An 18,046-nucleotide genomic window follows, 5' to 3' on the forward strand; every position below is an offset into this window, starting at 1 on the left:
GGCCGCGGCCTCAGCCGATGCTGGAGTCCTCCAGGAGTTCCTTCAGTACGACCGCATTGTTGTGCTCTTCGTCCTTCGCGGCATAGAGCAGGGTCACCGTGCTGTGGGCGCACACTCCTGCCAGCTCCTTGAGCAGCGCCCCCTGCCCCTGCAATTCCTGGCGGTAGCGCGCCCGGAAATCCTGCCATTTCTCGGGATCGTGCCCGAACCAGTGGCGCAGCTCGTCCGAGGGAGCGAGTTCCTTCTCCCAGCGATCCAGGTGCGCCCCGTCCTTGGAGACCCCCCGGGGCCAGAGCCGGTCTACCAGCACGCGCACACCATCCTGCGCTGCCGGCTCGTCGTATATTCTCTTTATCCGGACCATGGCTTCACACCGCAACGGGGTGCAGCCCCGCCAAGACCCGCTGCAGGCCCTGCTTGACCGTGACCGAGAGCTCGTTCAGTTGACTGTTCCCCACCAGGGAGAGTCCCGCCACGGGATCCATCACCATGACCACGGTACGCGCTTCGCTCACCGAGTAGACCGCGACGTTGCAGGGGAGCAGCGTCCCGATGTCGATCTCCGCGCCGAAGGCCTGGTAGGCGAGGCCCGGGTTGCAGGCCCCGAGGATGTGGTAGTTGCGGAAGTCCTTGTCGAGCTTCTCCTTGAACTTCTGTTTCACGTCGATCTCGAACAGCACCCCGAACCCCTCCCTTTGCAGCTCCTGGTGCACCCTGGGCAGGGCATCGGCAAAGGGGAGCGCCATGGTGACGCCGAATGCGTACGATGTGGAAAGGGGTTTCGCCTCCTGCGCCTCCATCGCTTCGGCTTTTTCTTTCAAACTGATCACCTCTCTCTGGATTTGCTCCGGGAGGTCGCTGCGGATCATCCGCTCGGCCTCGTCGTCCTTGGGCGCCCAGTCCACTTCAATGGTCAGCACCTGCGGCGCCACCGGGCTTTGCACCGAGGACGGCACCACCCGGTTCACCACCCGACCGGTAAACAGCGGGTGCTCCAGGAGAAAGTAGCGCACCTCCCCGTGAGTCTTGTCGAGGACCACCTTCTCGGTGATCAGTATCCCCTCCCCTCTTATTTCACGCAGCAGACCGTTGCCGTAGTGTTGCAGGGTGCGCGACTGCGTCACCCCCGGCAGGTAGGAATGCGGCTGTTCCATTTTCTCGATGAGAAGCTTCCACACGGTATCAAGCGCAGCGTGTACTTCGCAGCTATGAGAGATTTTGCGCATGGCGTGCACCTCCCGCTCGCTTTGCCCCCGAGGGCTCATTAGATATTGTATCCCCCAAGTGAAACAACTGGAATACTTTACCCGATTGTCGGGGGCCAGCAACGACCGACCGGCGGATTTTTCATGGGAAAATGCCGCAGGGGCGCGGCGGCTGGCGGCAACGGGAGTGCAGCACAGCCAGGGTGGGAACAAGGCAAGCTACGCCTTGTGTTGGACGTCGATCTAAATTAATATAACGCCCGCAACGGCGCGACTGCGCCCAGGAGGAACGACATGGAGAAATGTGCCCTCATTACAGGAGCATCGTCGGGATTTGGGGCCGCCTGCGCGCGGGCGCTGGCTGAGTTGGGCTGGAAACTGGTGCTCACCGCGCGGCGGGAAGACAAGCTGCAGGCCCTCAGGGAGGAGCTTGCCGGCAAGACCAAAGTACACGCGCTGACCCTGGACGTGCGCGACGGCAACGCCGTTGCCGCCGCCTGCGCCGGTCTGCCGCCGGAGTTCGCTGAGGTGGACCTGCTGGTCAACAACGCCGGCCTCGCCCTCGGGCTGGAGCCGGCCCACCAGGCGTCGCTCGAGGACTGGGAGACCATGGTGGACACCAACGTCAAGGGGGTCATGTACTGCACCCGCGCCATCCTTCCCGGGATGGTGGCCCGCAACCGCGGCCACGTGGTCAACATCGGCTCGGTGGCCGGAAGCTGGCCCTACCCCGGCGGCAACGTCTACGGCGCCACCAAGGCCTTCGTGCAGCAGTTCTCCCGGAACCTGCGCGCCGACCTCTTGGGGACGGCGGTGCGGGTGACCAACATCGAGCCGGGCATGGCGGAGACCGAGTTTTCCAGGGTCCGCTTCAAGGGAGAAGACGAGAAGGCGCAGCGGGTGTACACGGGGACCGAGCCGCTGCGACCGGAGGACATCGCCGATATCGTGGTCTGGGTGGCCTCGGTCCCGGCGCGGGTCAACATCAATAGCGTCGAGGTGATGTGCGTGCAGCAGGCCTGGGGTCCCCTGGCGGTGCACCGGTCGTAGAGGGATATACGGCAGATACGGCGGCTCCCTTGATCTCCCCCCCCCAACCCTCTCCCTTCGGGAGAGGGTTGGGGTGAGGGCGTTGCCACAAGGAGACAGCGTAACCGGAGGCCGGCGCCCTCACCCGGCCTTCGGCCACCCTCTCCCGGAGGGAGAGGGACTCAGATACGCTGGCAGGGCTAAACACAAAGGGGAGCCCGATCAACCGGGCTCCCCTTTATATATATGCTGCTGCCGGGCTAACATCTCTGCTGCCGCGCCCGAACCACCCGCTATTGCTCGCCGTTCCCCTCGGGGCTATCGCTGTGACCGTTGCCGTTGCCGTTGCCGTTCTGGCCGGTCTGCTTCACAAAATCGATGAACTCCTTGTCCAGCTTGTTGAAGTGGGAGCGGAGCCACTCGCACATGGCGGTAATGACGGCCACGATCATCAGAGTGTTGTCCCCCTGCTCGGCGTGCAACGTCTCCAGCCGCAGCACCTCCCGGAAAAAGATCTCGTGCTGGGTCTTATGGGAGTGGTAGCCGGGATAGCCGGCTTCCAGCATCAGCTTCTCCTCGTCCCGGAAGTGCCACCGCACGTACTTTTTCAAAAACCACATCAACCTGCCGATCTCGTCGGCGCCCTTCCTGCTCTTGGCCCCCTTGAGCAGGTCGTCGACGCGGCGCAGCAGCTCCTTGTGCTGCTTGTCCACCGCCTCGCTGCCCGTCGCCATATCCTCGTGCCACTGCGTCAGCATCTACCGTCTCCTTGTCACGACACGGCGGCAATCATTGCCACCGAAACCGCAGAACCGGCTTTTTCAACCGGTTATCGTTTAGATCGGCAGACGCCCCCACTTCCTTGAGAACTTTCGTTAAAAAAAAAGGCCCCGGGAAACCCCAGGGCCTTGAAAGTATTGACCGGCCTTTGCCGAGGCTAGGCCTTTTTCTCCTCGTTCAGCTGGACCAAGTCCTCGCCTGCGGAGGCTTTCTTGAAATTCTTGATGCTGCTCCCCAGTGCCTGTCCCAGCTGCGGGAGCTTGGCGGGGCCGACAACAACGAGGGCTATCACGAGCACGATGATCATTTCCGGCATACCGAATCCAAACATTTACCTTCTCCTTTGAACTCCCGCGCCGGGGAGCTGTTGCGTTGACGCCTCTTGGTTCAGACCGCCCCCTGGGCTAGGCCTGCGCTTGCTGTGCTTCTTCCGCGGCAGGGAGGCTCTCGATGCCCGGCCTCGCCTTGTCGCCGTTTCTCAACTCGTAGTATTCCTGCGGGGTGTTGATGTTGCTGAAGGAGTCGAAACTCGGGTCGAAGCCCGCCACCTCCTCGGCGGCGATCTCGTTCACCTTCAGCTGCGGCAGGATGGAGACGATGCGCCGCTTCCCCTGCTCCAGGCACTCTTCCATGGCGGCCAGGGCGCTCTTGTTGTACAGGGCGTGCAGCGGCTCGTAGCCGTGCTCGCTCTTGGGGAGCACCAGGTCGCAGTCGCCGCGACGCCCGGCGATATGCCTGATCAGGGCGGGATCGAGGTGCGGCATGTCGCAGGCGACGGTGAAGACGCTCGGGGTGCCGGCCTGGGCGAGCCCCGCGTGGATCCCTGCCAGGGCCCCCATGCCCGGGTAGAGGTCGGGCACCTTGCGGCAGGGCAGAAACTGGTACTGCTCCGGGGTGTTGGTCACCAGGATCACCTCGGGGAAGATCTCGGAGAGTTCCCGGTAGATGCTCTCGATGAAGCGCCCACCCTTGTGCGGCAGGAGGGCCTTGTTGCTCCCCATGCGGCTGGAAGCGCCCCCAGCGAGGATGACGCCGGTAACGCCTGCGATCTTCTCCTGCCCCGACACGCTGATGGCTTCGGCGTGGGTGTATACCTTGAAGCTGTCGGCCCGCACGTACCCCACCAGGGTGATGCCGGCCTCCTCGGCCATCTTCACCGCCATGTCCGTGGGCGAGGTGCGCGACGCGATCAGGTCGATGCCGAGCATGGATGCCTTGGCGACCAGTTCGGTGGAAACCCGCCCAGAGGTGACCAATATGGTTCCAGCCAGCGAGATCCCCTTCAGGAGGGCCTCGCCGGCAATTCTGTCAATGGTATTGTGGCGGCCGATGTCCTCGGCATGCAGGAGCAGCGTGTCGCTCCCCACACCCGCGGAGTGCATCCCGCCGTGGTTCTTGTACCCTTCGCACTGCTGCGCCAGCTGGTTCATCAGCGCGAAGATGGTCTCGGGTGCGTGCACCCGGGAGGGGCCGGACTTCTCGACCGGCCTGGGCATGTTGAAGCTGATCCCGGTGCCGCAGCCGGAAGTAAGCACCGGCTTGAGACGCTCGGGAAGCTCGCCCCGGATGGTGACGCTGGCGGCGCCGAAGTCCTGGCAGATGGCCAGCGCCAGGAAGTCGTCCACCTTGGAGACGAAGCCCTGCAGGCGCAGGAAGCCGGCGACCAGAAAACGCAGGTCGTGGGGTGAAGCGATCAGGGTGGCCATCTCGCGCCCGTTCACCACCAACTGCAGGGGGTACTCGGTCACCACCCCGCCTTCCACCTGCTCCATGACGCCCTTCTTGAAACTGTAAATGGTTGCCACCTGCGCACTCCTTGAATCTGATCTGGCTTAAAGCTGTTGCTCCCCCGCCCTGCCCCTCCCCCGCCTGTGCGGGAGAGGGGACTTCGGGAGGGTTTCCTCGTACTTCTAAGCTGTTACTGCGAAAGATTCAAACTGCTGCTGCAACTTCCGCTAGGCCTTGGCCGCACCGTGAGCGTGGCCTTTCTCGGTTTTGTGGAAGTGGTCCGGAATCGAGTAGTCGACGGTTTCCGGATGGTGCTCGAAGATCGGGAAGTACTTCGCGATCAGCACGAAGAACAGGACGTGCGCAGCGATGATGCCGACGGTGACCAGGGTCTCGATGAAAGACGGGTAGTAGAAGGTGCCCGGAGCCTCCATGCCGAACATGGAAACGTTGAAGCGGTTCAGGATGATGCCCGCGATCACCAGCCAGGCGGCGGTGGCGCGCAGGCGGCCGTCTTCGCGAACCTTCCTGCTCATCAGCATGAAGAGCGGGATGATCATGCCGCCGACCACTTCAACCACGAAGAGGATCAGCAGGCCGGGACGGTTGGTGAGCGGCCCCTCGGTCAGAGCGAAGAGGGAGAAGAACTTCACGGTCAGGTACACGGTGATGACCCACGGGAGGATCTTGGCCAGGGTCTCGAGTAGTTCGCTCTCGTCCGGCTGCCCCATGTACTTGTGGCTCATGGTGGCCTCCACGATGATGATGGAGATACCGGCGCACATCGCGGAAAGCCAGAACAGCAGCGGCAGCAGCGGGTTGTACCAGAGGCTGTGCAGTTTGTCGACCGCGATCAGGAAGAAGGTGCCCAGCGAGGACTGGTGCAGGGTGGAGATGGAGGCCGCGGCGACCACCAGCGGCATCTCCAGGGTACGCAAAAGACGCAGCGGCACGTGGTAGCCGAACTTCTCGCACACCGGCGACAGGAACTCGAGGAAGAGCACCGTGGTGTACGCCATGACGCACATGGAAACCTCGAACATCGGGGAGTGCGGGTTCCAGTACACCAGGGTGTGCCAGCCGCGCTGCGGCTGCCCCAGGTCGAGCAGCAGACCGACGCAGACCAGGGAGTAACCGAGGAAGCCGGTCACGATGGCCGGACGTACCAGCGGCTCGAGCTTCTTGATGTGGAAGCAGTGCACGATGGCCCCGAGGGTGAAGGCGCCGGCCGCAAGCGGTACCGCGGTGACGACGTCGAAGGAGATCCAGAGACCCCACGGGAAGGTGTCGTTCAGGTTGGTGGTGACGCCCAGGCCGAACACGAAGCGGGCCAGGGAGGCGAGCGCGCCCACAGCCACCAGGACGATCAGGAACTGCACGAAGCGGTGGTAGCCCTTGATCTCGTTAGCGATTATCTTTGCAGCGGTCATCTAGCTCTCCTCCTTCGGCGTAGCGCCGGATTTTCTCTGCTCCTCTTCCTTGGCGATCCTCTCCTTCCTGTGGTTGAACCAGGACAGCAGCGACAGCGAGCTGCCGACGGTGAGGAAGATGCCCGGGACCAGGCGCAGCGCCTGCCAGGTGTAGGACGGGAGCGGACGCTTGGTGACCGGCTTGAAGCCGAGCTCGTCGAAGGGAAGCGCGGTCAGGTAGATGACCGAGGTGCCGCCCGCCTCTTCGGAGCCGTAGAGCTTCTTCAGGTACTTCTCCGGACGTGCCGCGATCCTCTTGTTGGCTTCCTTGATCATCTCATCGCGGTTGCCGTAGGTGATGGCGGAGACACAGGTGGTGGCGCAGGCCGGCTTCAGCCCTTCCTTCACCCTGGAGTAGCAGCCGGTGCACTTTCTCACCAGCGGCAGCGCCTTGCTCCACTCGTACTTGGGCACCCCGAACGGGCAGGCGACCATGCAGAAGCGGCAGCCGATGCAGCGATCCGCGTCATAGGTGACCGGGCCTTCCTTGGTCTTCTTGAAGGCGCCTACCGGGCAGACCGATGCGCAGGCCGGCTCGTTGCAGTGCATGCACATCTCTTTGTAGAAGGCGAACTCGTTCTGCCCGTTCTTCTCGTAGTCCCGGAACTTGATGCGGGTAAAGGTGTATTCCGACATGAGCGGCGGGTTCTGGTAGCCTTCGCCGGTGAAGAACTCGGTCTTCTCGGCGCCCAGCTGGTTCCACTGCTTGCAGGCAACCTGGCAGCCGCGGCAGCCGGTGCACTTGGTCATGTCGATCAAAAATGCCTTGCTTTTGTTGAAATCCTGGTTCTCGCTGCTCATGCGCGTTTACCCCCTTTCTCGATGTTGCAGAGGAATGCCTTGAACTCGGGGATGCTTGTGTTCGCGCAACCGACCGACGGCGTAAGGACGTTGCCGGAGTCGCCGGTAGCCAGACCTGCATAACCGAAGTGCCAGGGGAGACCCACCTGCTCTACCTCTTTCCCCTGCACATTGAACGGCTTCAGCCTGGAGGTGACCAGGGCCTTCGCCTCGATGGAACCGCGCTCGCTGGTAACCTTCACCATGTCGCCGTTGTTGATCCCCTTGGCGCGGGCCAGGGTCTGGGAAATCTCCACGAACATGGTCGGGACCAGTTCCACAAGCCACGGGAGCGAACGGGTCATGGCGCCTGCCTGCCAGTGCTCGGTCATCCTGTAGGTGGTGCCGACGTACGGGAACTTCGCCGTGTCGCTGGTCATGTTGGCCGGCACCTTCACCGCCGGGTTGGTCTGGGTTTTGGAGAGAAGGTTCTTGGCCGGGCTTTCGATCGGCTCGTAGTGCTCGGGGAACGGACCGTCCTTCATGTCCAGAGCGTAGAGACGGCCGTGGCCTTCAGCCAGCATGATGAACGGGTACTTCCCTTCCTTGGCGTCGTTCATCGGCGGCCACGGACCGTCGGGCACGTCGCCTTTCCATTTCTTCTCCAGGGCGTCCCAAGTGATGACGACGCGCTTGGGGTTGAACGGCACGCCGTCCGGGTTGACCGAGGCGCGGTTGTAGATGATGCGGCGGTTTACCGGCCAAGCCCAGGACCACTTCGGGTACATGCCCAGGCCGGTCGGGTCGGCGAGGTCGCGACGCGCCATCAGATTGCCGTCCTTGGTGTAGGAACCGCAGTAGATCCAGTTGCCGGAGACGGTGGAGCCGTCGTCCTGCAGATACTTGAACATCGGGACCTGGTCGCCGGCCTTGAACTCCAGGGTCTTGTCCTTGTCGACGATGGTCATGTCCTTGGTGAAGTAGCCGTTGATCTCCTTGGCGACCATGTGCACTTCCGGCTCCTCGCCCTGCCCATAGTTCCACGCCAGCTTGGTGATCGGCTCGGGGAATACACCCCCTTTCTCGTATGCCTTCTTCATGCGCTTGGCGAACTGATCGATGATCCAGAGGTCGCTCTTCGCGTCACCGACCGGCTCGGCGGCCTTGTAGCGCCACTGGGCCCAGCGGCCGGAGTTGGAGATGGAACCTTCCTTCTCGACGGAGGAGGCTGCCGGCAGCATGAAGACTTCGGTCTTGATGTCCTTCGGGTTGACGCCGGGGCGCTTCCAGAAGATCGAGGTCTCGGTCTCCCAGAGGTCGACGGTGACGAGCCAGTCGAGTTTGCCCAGGGCCTCGCGGGTCTTCAGGGAGTCCGGACCGCCGACGGCCGGGTTCTGGCCCATGCAGACCAGGCCCTGCAGTTCCCCTTTACCCATCTTCTCCATCAGCTTCACGAAGGAGTAGTTGCCGCTTCTCTTGGGGAGGTAGTCGTAGCAGAAGTTGTTTTCCTTGGTGGCGTTGTCGCCGTACCAGGCTTTCAGCAGACTCACGGTGTACTTCGGGGTGTTGCCCCACCAGTTGGCGCTCTTCGCGTCCTTGGTTTTCGGGGTCCACTTCTCGAGGTAGGCCTTCAGGTCGACGTTGTCGAACTCCGGGGACTTCAGGTAGCCCGGCAGGAGGTGGAACAGCAGACCGTAGTCGGTCGACCCCTGGACGTTGGACTCACCGCGCAGCGCGTTGACGCCGCCGCCGGCGATGCCGATGTTACCGAGCAGCATCTGCAGCATGGCGGTAGCGCGGACGTTCTGGGAACCGTGGGTGGACTGGGTGATGCCCATGGCGTAGAGGATGGTGCCCGCCTTGTCGGCGCGGCCGGTGGAGCAGTAGGTCTTGGCGACAGCGAGGTAGTCTTCCTTCTTGGTGCCGGTGATGTTGCAGACCATGTCCACGGTGTAACGGGAGTAGTGCTTCTTCAGGAGCTGGTACACGCAGCGCGGATCCTTCATGGAGTGGTCGCGCTTGGGGTTGCCGGCGCCGTCGACAGCGTAGGCCCAAGCCTTGGCATCGTAGGTCTTCTCCTGGTCGTCGAACGCGCAGAAGATCCCTTCGTTGAAGTCGTACTTGTCGTTCACGATGAAAGTGGCATTGGTGTACTCGCGGACGTACTCCTCGTGAACCATGTTGTTCTGCAGCGCGTAGTTGATCATGCCGCCCAGGAAGGCGATGTCGGTGCCGGGACGGATCTGCGCGTAGTGGTCCGCCTTGGAGGCGGTCCTGGTGAAGCGGGGATCGACGGCGATCAGCTTGCCGCCCTGATCCATGGCCGCCTCGATCCATTTCATGGAAATCGGGTGGTTCTCGGCCGGGTTGCAGCCGATGGCGAGAATCGCGTCAGCGTTTCTCAGGTCGATCCAGTGGTTGGTCATTGCCCCACGTCCAAACGAAGCCGCCAGACCGGCGACTGTAGCGGAGTGTCATATTCGGGCTTGGTGTTCGAGGTTGGCGACCCCCATGGAGCGGGCGAACTTGCTCCAGAGGTAGCACTCCTCGTTGTCCAGACCTGCGCCGCCCAGGAATGCCATCCCTTCGGTGCGGTTGACCACGTACTCCTTGTTGTCTTTCTTGTTGATCTCTTTGGCCTTGAAGGACTTGTCGCGCGTATCCTTCATCTTCTGCGCGATACGCTCCAGGGCCCAGTCCCACGACTTCTCTTCGAACTTGTCGCTACCGGGGGCGCGGTACATCACCTTCTGCAGGCGACGCTCGTTGTTGGCCACCTGGAACAGCGCGCTACCCTTCGAGCAGAGCGCACCCTGGTTGATCGGGTGCTGGGTGTCCCCCTCGATGTTCACGATCTTGCCGTTCTTGGTATGCACCACAAGCCCGCAACCTACCGCGCAGAAAGGACAGATGGTGGTCGAGCTTTTCAGCCCCTTGGTGCGCATCTGCGAGCTGTCTGCGCCGCCCGCTTCTGCTTTTTTGCCGGAGAGGATCAGTGCCGCAGCAGCCGCCCCCCCCTGCAGAAACTCCCGTCGTGAAACTGCCATGTTGAATCTCTCCTTTTTCCATGATAAACGTCGTCGACGCCGGATAAGCACCGCGTATACGGCAATTGCCATGCCAGCCCGTAAACGTTTACGAGAAAAATAGTTGTGTACCGTAAACGTCCGAAATGATAATGTTGTCTGCGCTAGTCGGGAATTTTCAGAAGATTAACTTTAATTAACAATTGTGACGTTTTGTCAAAACGTGTGACATTTTGTCCAAGACGGCCCCTCCAGCAACGGCGCGGGAAAGAAGCGAGGAACGCCCCAAAATGACACAAGAACGAATTCTCATCTGCGATGACGAGGAAGGGATCCTCATCTACCTGAAGAAGCTGTTGCAGACCCAGGGCTACCTCGTGGAGACCTTCAATGCCGGCGCGCAGCTTTTGCGCCGCCTACGCGAGGGGGATCCCGGCGACGCCGACCTGATCCTGCAGGACGTCAGGATGCCCGACCTGGACGGCATCAGCGTGCTGCAGGAGGTGAAGCAGCTCCGCCCCTCACTTCCCATCATCATCATGACCGCCTTCGGCACCATCGACGCCGCGGTGGAGGCGATCAAGCTGGGCGCCTACGACTACGTCACCAAGCCCTTCCCCAAGGAGAAGATCCTGAGCGTCCTGAAGAACGCCCTGGAGAAGGAGCAGCTGTTGCAGGAAAACCGGGCTCTCAAGACCGAGCTGGGCAAGCCGATCCTGCAGGACGCCATCATCTTCAGAAGTGCCGTGTTCCAGGAGACCTACGACCTCACCCTGCAGGTCGCGGCCAGCGAGGCGAACATCCTGGTGCTGGGGGAGTCCGGCACCGGCAAGGAACTGATCGCCGGGGCCATCCACTACAACAGCCCGCGGCGCGAGCGCCGCTTCCTCTCCATCAACTGCGCCGCCCTCACCGAGACCCTGTTGGAAAGCCAGCTTTTCGGGCACGTGCGCGGCGCCTTCACCGGTGCCATCACCCACCAGAAGGGACTTTTGGAGGAAGCCGACGGCGGCACCCTGTTCATGGACGAGATCGGAGACATGAGCCTTCCCATCCAGGCGAAGCTTTTGCGCGTGATCCAGGAGCGCGACTTCATTCCCGTGGGCGCCACCCGCGCCAAGAGCGCCGACATCCGCTTCGTCGCCGCAACCAACAAGGACCTCGAGGAGGAGGTGCGCGCCGGCAGGTTCCGCGAGGACCTCTACTACCGCCTTAACGTGATCAACATCCCCCTCCCCCCCCTGCGCGAGCGCAAGGACGACATCGAGCCGCTGGCGCAGCACTTCCTCAAGAAGTACAGCCTCAAGATGAAAAAAGAAGTGACCGGCGTCACCCCGGAGGCGCTGCACCTCCTGTGCGGCTACGACTGGCCAGGCAACATTCGCGAGTTGGAGAACGTGATGGAGCGCGCCGTGATCCTGGCGCGCACCCCGCTGGTCACCCCCAAGGAGCTCCCCATCTGGCGTAGGCAGCAAAAAGCTTCGGCGGCGCCCGTCGAACCGCAGCTGGTTTCCCTTGAGAACATGGAGAAGGCGCACATCGAGCGCACCCTGCTCGGGACCGGCTACCACAAGAGCCGCTCCGCCGAGATCCTGGGCATATCCAGGAAGACCCTGGACCGCAAGATCGTCGAGTACGAGATCACCATCCCCTCATGAACATCCCCAGGCTCCGTTTCCCCATCAAGACCAAGCTCACGGTCGCCACGCTGATCCCGCTGGCGATCGCCATCCTGATCTGCTGGATGGCCGGCGTCTTCATCCTGAGCGCCAAGGTGGCCGCGCAGGCCCAGGAGAAGGTGCGCTACGACCTCTCCGTGGCGCGCGAGGCATACCTGAACGAGCTGACCCGCCTCTACGACGCGGTGAAGCTCTCCGCCTCCTTCGGCAGGACCTCGGAGACCGTGGTCGCCGCGGACCAGCGCGCCCTGGCCGCCACCCTTGCGCCGGTGCGCAAAAGCGAGCACCTCGACGTCCTGGCGGCGGTGGACGCCTCCGGCAGGGTGATCTTCCGCGCCAACAACCCGCAGCAGTTCGGCGACGACAAGCTGCGCAACCAGTTCGTCGCGCGGGCGTTGAAGGGGGAACTGGTGAGCGGCACCACCATCATCCCCACCGCAGAACTGGCGCTGGAGGGGGAGGAACTGGTGCGCCAGGCGCACGTCCAGGTGACCGGGACCCGCTCCGACCCCACCCCGCCCGCGCCGCTCAACGGCGCCATGTTCCTGTTTGTGGCCGCGCCGGTGCGCGACCCCGCCGGCAACGTGGTGGGCGCCCTCTACGGCGGCGTGTTGCTGAACAACAACAAGAAGCTGGTGGACAAGATCAAGACGGTGGTCTACGAGGGGGCCAAACTGAACGGCCGCGACGTGGGCAACTCGACCATCTTCCAGGGGGACGTCCGGATCGCCACCAACGTCCCCAACACCGACGGCAGCCGCGCCATCGGCACCAAGCTCTCGGCGCCGGTGTACGACCGCGTCCTGTTGAAGGGAGCCAAGTGGGTGGGCCGGGCCTTCGTGGTCAACGACTGGTACCTGACCGCCTACGAGCCGATTCTCTCCCTGCAGGGGGTCCCCATCGGGGCGCTGTACGTGGGGATGCTGGAGAGCCACTACTCGGCGGTGAAGACCGATATGGCCGTGCTGCTAAGCTTCGTGCTCCTCCTGAGCGGGCTGACCGGGGTTTCCATGTCCGGCTTTCTGGGACGCAAGCTGGCACAGCCCATCAAGGAACTGGAGCTGTTGACGCGGCGGGTGGCGGCGGGCGAGCGGGACGTGAAGAGCACGATCGACTCGCGCGACGAGATAGGCGATCTGGCCGAGCGCTTCAACGACATGAGCCAGTCGCTTGCCGAGCGCGAGGACAGTATCATCGAGCTGAACCGGAACCTGGAGCAGAAGGTGCAGCTGAGGACCGCGGAGTTGGAAGAGAAGAACCGGCTCCTGGTGCAGACGCGCGAAGAACTGCTAAGAGTCGAGAAGCTCGCTGCTATCGGCGAGTTGGCGGCAGGCGTCGCCCACGAGATCAACAACCCGATGGCGATCATCCGCGGCAACACCGAACTCTTGCAGCTCTCGGTACCGGAGGATGCGCCCAACCGCGAGGAAGTGGACACCATCTTCCAGCAGGTGAAGCGCGTGGAGCGCATCGTCTCCAACCTGTTGAAGTTCGCGCGGCGCGAGCAGATGGAGCGTGGCGAAGTGCACCTGAACGAGCTTTTGCACGAGATCGTGGGGCAGATCGGGCACCAGGTTTCCCTAGAGAAGATCGAGGTGTTCGAGTTCTACGCCGAGGAGGTGGCCGTCGTCGAAGGGGACCAGGACCAGTTGCGGCAGGTATTTACCAACCTGATCCTGAACGCCGTGCAGGCCATGCCCGAAGGAGGCGTGCTCGATATCAGGAGCGCGCCGGTGGGGAGTGGGGACAACTACGAGGTGAAGATATCGGACACCGGTGTCGGCATCCAGTTGGAGAACCTGAGGCAGGTATTCAACCCCTTCTACACCACCAAGGCCAACGGCACCGGGCTGGGGTTGTCGGTGAGTTACGGCATCATCAGGGAGCACGGCGGCTGCATCGACGTGGAAAGCGTCCCCGGTCGCGGCAGCAGTTTCACCGTGCTGCTCCCCTGCGAGCACTGAGAAGTCCGCAGATTTATGCAAAAAAGCCGCGAGCGCGTAGCGCCTCGCGGCTTTTCAGTTTATATCAGTTGCAGCGTCCACAAGGTCCACTGAGTCCACCGGGTCCATGTGGTCCACCAGAAAGCCGCACGCCAGTCCACCGCTGCCGGTCGGTCTTACACCACCACCCTATCCCCCGGCCTCACCACCCCGCCCTTGAGCACCCTGGCGAAGATCCCCTCCTTGGGCATGACGCAGTCGCCTGCCTGGTAGTAGATGGCGCAGCGGGTATGGCACTCCTTGCCGATCTGGGTAACCTCCAGAAGCGTCTCCCCCAGCTCGATTTTGGCACCGATCGGGAGGCTTACCAGATCCACCCCTTCGGTGGTGATGTTCTCGGCGAAATCGCCCTCCTTCACGTCCAGCCCGAGCGCCTGCATCTTGGCGATGCTCTCCTGGGCCAGCAGGCTCACCTGGCGGTGCCAGTCCCCGGCATGGCCGTCGCCGACGATGCCGTGCTCCTCGCGCAGGGTGACCTCGGGGACCGGGGTCTTCCTCTCCCCCTTGTTCTTGCTGATATTGACGGCGATTACCTTTCCGATCATGCCTTCTCCTCTACCCGCCTACGCGGGACATTGCGAATGGTTTGGTTTCCACACCTTCATCGGTCACCTCGTGCCGCCCCGGCTTGGCGGCCACGATGCGCCGGATTTCCTTGCGTAACAGTTCGTCATCTCCGGTTGCCAGCACCGGCTTCAGGTCGACACCGGTCCCGGAGAACAGGCACCCCTTGGCCACTCCGGACGCGGTCACCCTGAGGCGGTTGCAGCCGTCGCAGAAGTGCCCGGTCATGGCGGTGATGATCCCCAGCGACCCCGGCGCTCCCTGGACCCGGAAGTTCTTGGACGGGCCGGAGCGCTCGCTGTTGGTGCTCTCCTCGATGGTGTACTCGCGTGCGATGCGCTCCCTGATCTCGGCGCCGGGCACGGTGAGGTCACGCCAGTCCGCGTCGCCGCAGGTAGGCATGTACTCGATGAAGCGGACCGCATAGGGACGCTTCAGGGTCAGCGCCACGAAGTCGAGGATCTCGTCGTCGTTCACCCCGCGCATCACCACCACGTTGATCTTGTGCGGCGGGAAGCCCACCCGCTCTGCCTCGTCGAGCCCGTCCAGCACCCGTTGCAGGTCCCCTCCGCGGGTTATGGCGGCAAACGTTTCCGGCTTGAGCGAATCGAGGCTTACGTTGAGCCTCTGCACCCCGGCGTCCCTCAGCCCCTGGGCCATCTCCTTCAGCAGCAGGCCGTTAGTGGTCAGCACCAGTTCCTTCAGGCCCGGCAAGGCCGCCAGCCGCCCCAGGAAATCGACGATCCCCTTGCGCACCAGCGGCTCACCGCCGGTGACGCGGATCTTCTCTATCCCGGCGGCGACCGCCTCGGCCGAGATCCTGAGCAGATCCTCGTAAGAGAGCATCTCGCAGTGACTCAGCTTCTCGACGCCCTCTTCCGGCATGCAGTAGCTGCAGCGGAGGTTGCAGCGGTCGGTGACCGAGAGACGCAGGTAGTTGATACGCCTGCCGTAGGTATCTACCAATGACATAATTATTTCCTGATTCCAGGTGTTTGAACCACTTAACCTCAAGCGGAGGGTCATCCCGCAGCCAGCATATCCCGCTCGACTGCCGGGTACACGCTAAAAAACCATACCCTGTTTGTCAAACGGAAATCAACCACTTTAATGAGCCAGCTACAGGTGCACCTGCAGAGGGACAGGAAAAGTATACGGCTCCACGGCAAGGCAGGACCGCGAGCAAAAACAGCTGAATCACGCGGAGTTACCGTCCTAGGGGCACGCCCAGGGGTGCCACCCTTAAGGTAAAATAATTGTTTATTTTCGCCCAAATATGCTATGGCTTTGGGAAATATGCAGAACGTCTCCGAGCGGCGGTCGTCTAAAGGGAAAAACCCCAAGGCGCCGCAGCCGATGGGTGCTGCCGGAAACGGCACCGCCTCCCTCTTGGAAAGGAGAAGCACCGCCGCATCAGCGCACGGGCCCCTCTTCCTTCACGGAGTCGGGCCCTTTTTCGTTTCTGCCATTACCACCAAACAAAGAGGGACAGATGACGAACTACGAGCAAGCCAGACGCATGGTCATCGAAAAGGTGGCGCCCGTTGGCGTGGAAAGGGTGCTGCTTCTGGAAGCAGCCGGACGGGTGCTGGCCGAAGAGTACGTGGCGCCCAAGGACATGCCGCGCTGGGACAACTCCGCCATGGACGGGTTCGCAGTCAGGAGCGCCGACTGTGCGCCGGGCACCGTGCTCAAGGTCACCGACTACATCCCCGCGGGGGTCAGCTCCGAGGACGCGGTGACGCCGGGATGCGCCGCGCGCATCATGACTGGAGCCCCCATCCCGCCGGGCGCCGACGCGGTCGTGCCGATAGAGGAGACCGAGAACACGGCGGAGACCGTTAAGCTGCTGCAGCAGGTGAAAAAGCACGACCATATCCGCTTCCAGGGCGAGGACGTGCGCAGCGGCGAGGCGATCATGGCGCGGGGCACCGTGATCGGCGCGCCCCAGGTGAGCCTCTTGGCCTCCTTCTCCACGGTCCTCGTCCCGGTCTACCGCAAGGTGCGCGTCGCCATCCTCTCCACCGGTGACGAACTGGTCGAAGTGGGCACCGAGCCCAAGGAGAGCCAGATCGTCAACAGCAACACGCTTGCTCTCGCCACCGCCATCAAGCTCTGCGGCGCCGAGCCGGTCATCCTGGGCATCGCCCGCGACGACCGCGACAGCCACCGGGCCCTGCTCGCCGAGGGACTCAAGGCCGACGTGCTGATCACTTCGGCAGGGGTCTCCGCCGGCGACCGCGACCTGGTGCGCGAGGTACTGGCAGAGCTGGGCGTGGTGGAACAGTTCTGGAAGCCCGGCATCAAGCCCGGCGGCCCCACCGCCTTCGGCATGAAGGGGAACGTCCCGGTCTTCTCCCTCCCCGGCAACCCGGTCTCAACCATGATCACCTTCGAGGAGTTCGCCCGCCCTGCCATCCTGCGCATGATGGGGCACGAAAAGGTGTTCCGCCGCACCGTGCGCGGGGTATTGAAGGAAGGGGCCCGCAAGAAGGCGGGCAAGGTCAACTTCCTGCGCGTCCACGTCGCCATCGAGGCAGGGCGCTATATCGCCAGCACCTCCGGAGATCAGAACACCGGGATACTGAAGACCATGCTGCGCTGCAACGCGCTCGCCATCCTCCCAGCCGAGGCGACCGAGTTCGCCGCCGGCGCGGAAGTCGATCTGCACCTGCTCGATCCCACCTTGGAAATGGAGGTTTAACATGTCGTTCAACCACTTTGACGCCAGCGGCAACGCCATCATGGTCGACGTAAGCCAGAAGACCCCGACCATGCGCACCGCCGTAGCCGGCGCCGTGCTGACCCTGAAACCCGAGACCGTGCAGTCCATCGTGTCCGGCAAGATGGCCAAGGGCGACGTCCTCGGCGTGGCAAGGCTGGCCGGCATCGCCGGCGCCAAGAAGACCCCCGACCTGATCCCCCTCTCCCACCCGCTGGCCATCCACCACGTCGCCATAGAGTTCGAGGTGGACGAGGCGAAGGGGACCATCGGCGTCATGGCCACCGTGCGCGCCTTCGAGCGCACCGGTGTGGAGATGGAAGCCATGACCTCCGCCACCGTGGCCGCGCTCACCGTGTACGACATGTGCAAGGGGACCGACAAGGGCATCGTCATATCCGACGTGAAGCTGCACTACAAAGAAGGCGGCAAGAGCGGCGTCTTTAAGCGCGAGAACTAAGACACGCGTCGATGGGGACTGGCTCCGCAGGTGCCTGTCCCCCTTCCGCTGCCTCAGACCAGTCGGACGTCAAACGTCCACCCAGCAAAAGGAGCCTCTACATGCGAGCAGCCATTCTCACCCTCAGCGACCGCTGTTCCACCGGGGAGCGTGCCGACGGCAGCGGCCCCGCCCTGCGTGCCTGGCTCGAAGAGCGCGGCGTCACCGTCACCTGCACCGACGTGATCCCCGACGAGGGCGCCCTCATCTCCGCCAAACTCACAGAGTGGGCCGACAGCGGCCTCTACGACCTCATCCTCACCACCGGCGGCACCGGCGTCTCGCCGCGCGACGTTACCCCGGAGGCGACCGAGCGCGTGGTGGAGCGGCTGCTCCCCGGTTTCGGCGAGGTGATGCGCATGGAAAGCCTCAAGAAGACCCCGCACGCCATCATCTCGCGCGCCGTCGCCGGCATCCGCAGGAACAGCCTGATCATCAACCTCCCAGGCAGCCCCAAAGGCGCCACCGAGAACATCGGCTTCGTGTGGGCGGCGGTGCCGCACGCGGTCGCCAAACTTCAGGGAGACCCTGAAGAGTGCGGGACGCCCCTCCCCCGCTGAGC

The 18,046-nt window shown here is 63.1% G+C and carries 16 protein-coding genes and 1 riboswitch; of the genes, 6 read left to right on the forward strand and 10 right to left on the reverse strand.

What is annotated here, in order from left to right; genetic code table 11:
* Positions 1-10: 10 nt before the first annotated feature.
* Together H7687_RS06475 and H7687_RS06480 are read right to left on the reverse strand one after the other, a co-directional pair.
* Positions 11-364, reverse strand: a complete 354-nt coding sequence (locus H7687_RS06475) for a DUF488 domain-containing protein (protein WP_183346248.1) — start codon at positions 362-364, stop codon at positions 11-13.
* Between the two features lie 4 nt (positions 365-368).
* Positions 369-1,226: a DUF302 domain-containing protein gene (locus H7687_RS06480; RefSeq protein ID WP_183346249.1), complete on the reverse strand. Its 858-nt coding sequence runs from the start codon at positions 1,224-1,226 to the stop codon at positions 369-371.
* Between the two features lie 273 nt (positions 1,227-1,499).
* Between H7687_RS06480 and H7687_RS06485 the strand changes: the two genes are divergently transcribed.
* Complete coding sequence (locus H7687_RS06485; RefSeq protein WP_183346250.1) at positions 1,500-2,255, forward strand: SDR family oxidoreductase; 756 nt, start codon at positions 1,500-1,502, stop codon at positions 2,253-2,255.
* Positions 2,256-2,527: 272 nt separating this feature from the next.
* Here the strand turns inward: H7687_RS06485 and H7687_RS06490 are convergent, their stop codons facing one another.
* From H7687_RS06490 to fdnG, 6 genes are all read right to left on the reverse strand, one after another.
* A complete protein-coding gene (locus H7687_RS06490; RefSeq protein WP_183346251.1) occupies positions 2,528-2,992 on the reverse strand; it encodes a bacteriohemerythrin in 465 nt (154 codons plus the stop codon).
* Between the two features lie 179 nt (positions 2,993-3,171).
* The gene (gene tatA, locus H7687_RS06495; protein ID WP_183346252.1) at positions 3,172-3,345 is read right to left on the reverse strand and encodes a twin-arginine translocase TatA/TatE family subunit; all 174 of its coding nucleotides are present in this window, start codon (positions 3,343-3,345) and stop codon (positions 3,172-3,174) included.
* A 73-nt stretch (positions 3,346-3,418) separates the two neighbouring features.
* Complete coding sequence (gene fdhD / locus H7687_RS06500; protein WP_183346253.1) at positions 3,419-4,819, reverse strand: formate dehydrogenase accessory sulfurtransferase FdhD; 1,401 nt, start codon at positions 4,817-4,819, stop codon at positions 3,419-3,421.
* A gap of 150 nt (positions 4,820-4,969) precedes the next feature.
* The gene (gene nrfD / locus H7687_RS06505; RefSeq protein ID WP_183346254.1) at positions 4,970-6,172 is read right to left on the reverse strand and encodes an NrfD/PsrC family molybdoenzyme membrane anchor subunit; all 1,203 of its coding nucleotides are present in this window, start codon (positions 6,170-6,172) and stop codon (positions 4,970-4,972) included.
* Positions 6,173-7,012, reverse strand: coding sequence for a 4Fe-4S dicluster domain-containing protein (locus H7687_RS06510; RefSeq protein ID WP_183346255.1), 840 nt, complete (start codon positions 7,010-7,012; stop codon positions 6,173-6,175).
* The gene (gene fdnG / locus H7687_RS06515; RefSeq protein ID WP_183346256.1) at positions 7,009-10,038 is read right to left on the reverse strand and encodes a formate dehydrogenase-N subunit alpha; all 3,030 of its coding nucleotides are present in this window, start codon (positions 10,036-10,038) and stop codon (positions 7,009-7,011) included. Before fdnG ends, H7687_RS06510 begins: the two co-directional genes overlap by 4 nt.
* 269 nt (positions 10,039-10,307) lie before the next feature.
* Between fdnG and H7687_RS06520 the strand changes: the two genes are divergently transcribed.
* Positions 10,308-11,675: a sigma-54-dependent transcriptional regulator gene (locus H7687_RS06520; RefSeq protein ID WP_183346257.1), complete on the forward strand. Its 1,368-nt coding sequence runs from the start codon at positions 10,308-10,310 to the stop codon at positions 11,673-11,675.
* On the forward strand, positions 11,672-13,660 hold the full coding sequence (locus tag H7687_RS06525; RefSeq protein ID WP_183346258.1) for a cache domain-containing protein: 1,989 nt from the start codon (positions 11,672-11,674) through the stop codon (positions 13,658-13,660). The genes H7687_RS06520 and H7687_RS06525 overlap by 4 nt, the downstream gene beginning before the upstream one ends.
* A 155-nt stretch (positions 13,661-13,815) precedes the next feature.
* Here H7687_RS06525 and H7687_RS06530 read toward each other — a convergent pair whose 3' ends face one another.
* Both H7687_RS06530 and moaA read right to left on the reverse strand, forming a co-directional pair.
* Complete coding sequence (locus H7687_RS06530) at positions 13,816-14,244, reverse strand: MOSC domain-containing protein (protein WP_183346259.1); 429 nt, start codon at positions 14,242-14,244, stop codon at positions 13,816-13,818.
* 10 nt (positions 14,245-14,254) lie between these two features.
* Positions 14,255-15,235: a GTP 3',8-cyclase MoaA gene (gene moaA, locus H7687_RS06535; protein ID WP_183346260.1), complete on the reverse strand. Its 981-nt coding sequence runs from the start codon at positions 15,233-15,235 to the stop codon at positions 14,255-14,257.
* Positions 15,236-15,559: 324 nt separating this feature from the next.
* A riboswitch (molybdenum cofactor riboswitch) is annotated at positions 15,560-15,678 on the forward strand.
* 77 nt (positions 15,679-15,755) lie between these two features.
* Between moaA and H7687_RS06540 the strand changes: the two genes are divergently transcribed.
* The 3 genes from H7687_RS06540 (at position 15,756) to H7687_RS06550 (ending at position 18,044) form a co-directional block, all read left to right on the forward strand.
* Positions 15,756-16,967, forward strand: a complete 1,212-nt coding sequence (locus tag H7687_RS06540; protein WP_183346261.1) for a molybdopterin molybdotransferase MoeA — start codon at positions 15,756-15,758, stop codon at positions 16,965-16,967.
* Position 16,968: 1 nt separating this feature from the next.
* The gene (gene moaC, locus H7687_RS06545; protein WP_183346262.1) at positions 16,969-17,445 is read left to right on the forward strand and encodes a cyclic pyranopterin monophosphate synthase MoaC; all 477 of its coding nucleotides are present in this window, start codon (positions 16,969-16,971) and stop codon (positions 17,443-17,445) included.
* Positions 17,446-17,546: 101 nt separating this feature from the next.
* Positions 17,547-18,044: a MogA/MoaB family molybdenum cofactor biosynthesis protein gene (locus H7687_RS06550; RefSeq protein WP_183346263.1), complete on the forward strand. Its 498-nt coding sequence runs from the start codon at positions 17,547-17,549 to the stop codon at positions 18,042-18,044.
* Positions 18,045-18,046 lie beyond the last annotated feature (2 nt).

Origin of the sequence: Geomonas paludis (assembly GCF_014193585.1) — a bacterium.
Taxonomy (GTDB): Bacteria; Desulfobacterota; Desulfuromonadia; order Geobacterales; family Geobacteraceae; genus Geomonas; species Geomonas paludis.

Excerpts from the sequence above, each read along its gene's own strand:
- H7687_RS06540 (WP_183346261.1), top strand. The coding sequence starts at position 15,756 with ATGACGAACTACGAGCAAGCCAGACGCATGGTCATCGAAAAGGTGGCG.
- H7687_RS06525 (WP_183346258.1), top strand. The coding sequence starts at position 11,672 with ATGAACATCCCCAGGCTCCGTTTCCCCATCAAGACCAAGCTCACGGTC.
- H7687_RS06475 (WP_183346248.1), bottom strand. The coding sequence starts at position 364 with ATGGTCCGGATAAAGAGAATATACGACGAGCCGGCAGCGCAGGATGGT.
- H7687_RS06485 (WP_183346250.1), top strand. The coding sequence starts at position 1,500 with ATGGAGAAATGTGCCCTCATTACAGGAGCATCGTCGGGATTTGGGGCC.
- H7687_RS06530 (WP_183346259.1), bottom strand. The coding sequence starts at position 14,244 with ATGATCGGAAAGGTAATCGCCGTCAATATCAGCAAGAACAAGGGGGAG.
- moaA (WP_183346260.1), bottom strand. The coding sequence starts at position 15,235 with ATGTCATTGGTAGATACCTACGGCAGGCGTATCAACTACCTGCGTCTC.
- H7687_RS06520 (WP_183346257.1), top strand. The coding sequence starts at position 10,308 with ATGACACAAGAACGAATTCTCATCTGCGATGACGAGGAAGGGATCCTC.
- H7687_RS06480 (WP_183346249.1), bottom strand. The coding sequence starts at position 1,226 with ATGCGCAAAATCTCTCATAGCTGCGAAGTACACGCTGCGCTTGATACC.
- H7687_RS06550 (WP_183346263.1), top strand. The coding sequence starts at position 17,547 with ATGCGAGCAGCCATTCTCACCCTCAGCGACCGCTGTTCCACCGGGGAG.
- nrfD (WP_183346254.1), bottom strand. The coding sequence starts at position 6,172 with ATGACCGCTGCAAAGATAATCGCTAACGAGATCAAGGGCTACCACCGC.
- moaC (WP_183346262.1), top strand. The coding sequence starts at position 16,969 with ATGTCGTTCAACCACTTTGACGCCAGCGGCAACGCCATCATGGTCGAC.
- H7687_RS06510 (WP_183346255.1), bottom strand. The coding sequence starts at position 7,012 with ATGAGCAGCGAGAACCAGGATTTCAACAAAAGCAAGGCATTTTTGATC.
- tatA (WP_183346252.1), bottom strand. The coding sequence starts at position 3,345 with ATGTTTGGATTCGGTATGCCGGAAATGATCATCGTGCTCGTGATAGCC.
- H7687_RS06490 (WP_183346251.1), bottom strand. The coding sequence starts at position 2,992 with ATGCTGACGCAGTGGCACGAGGATATGGCGACGGGCAGCGAGGCGGTG.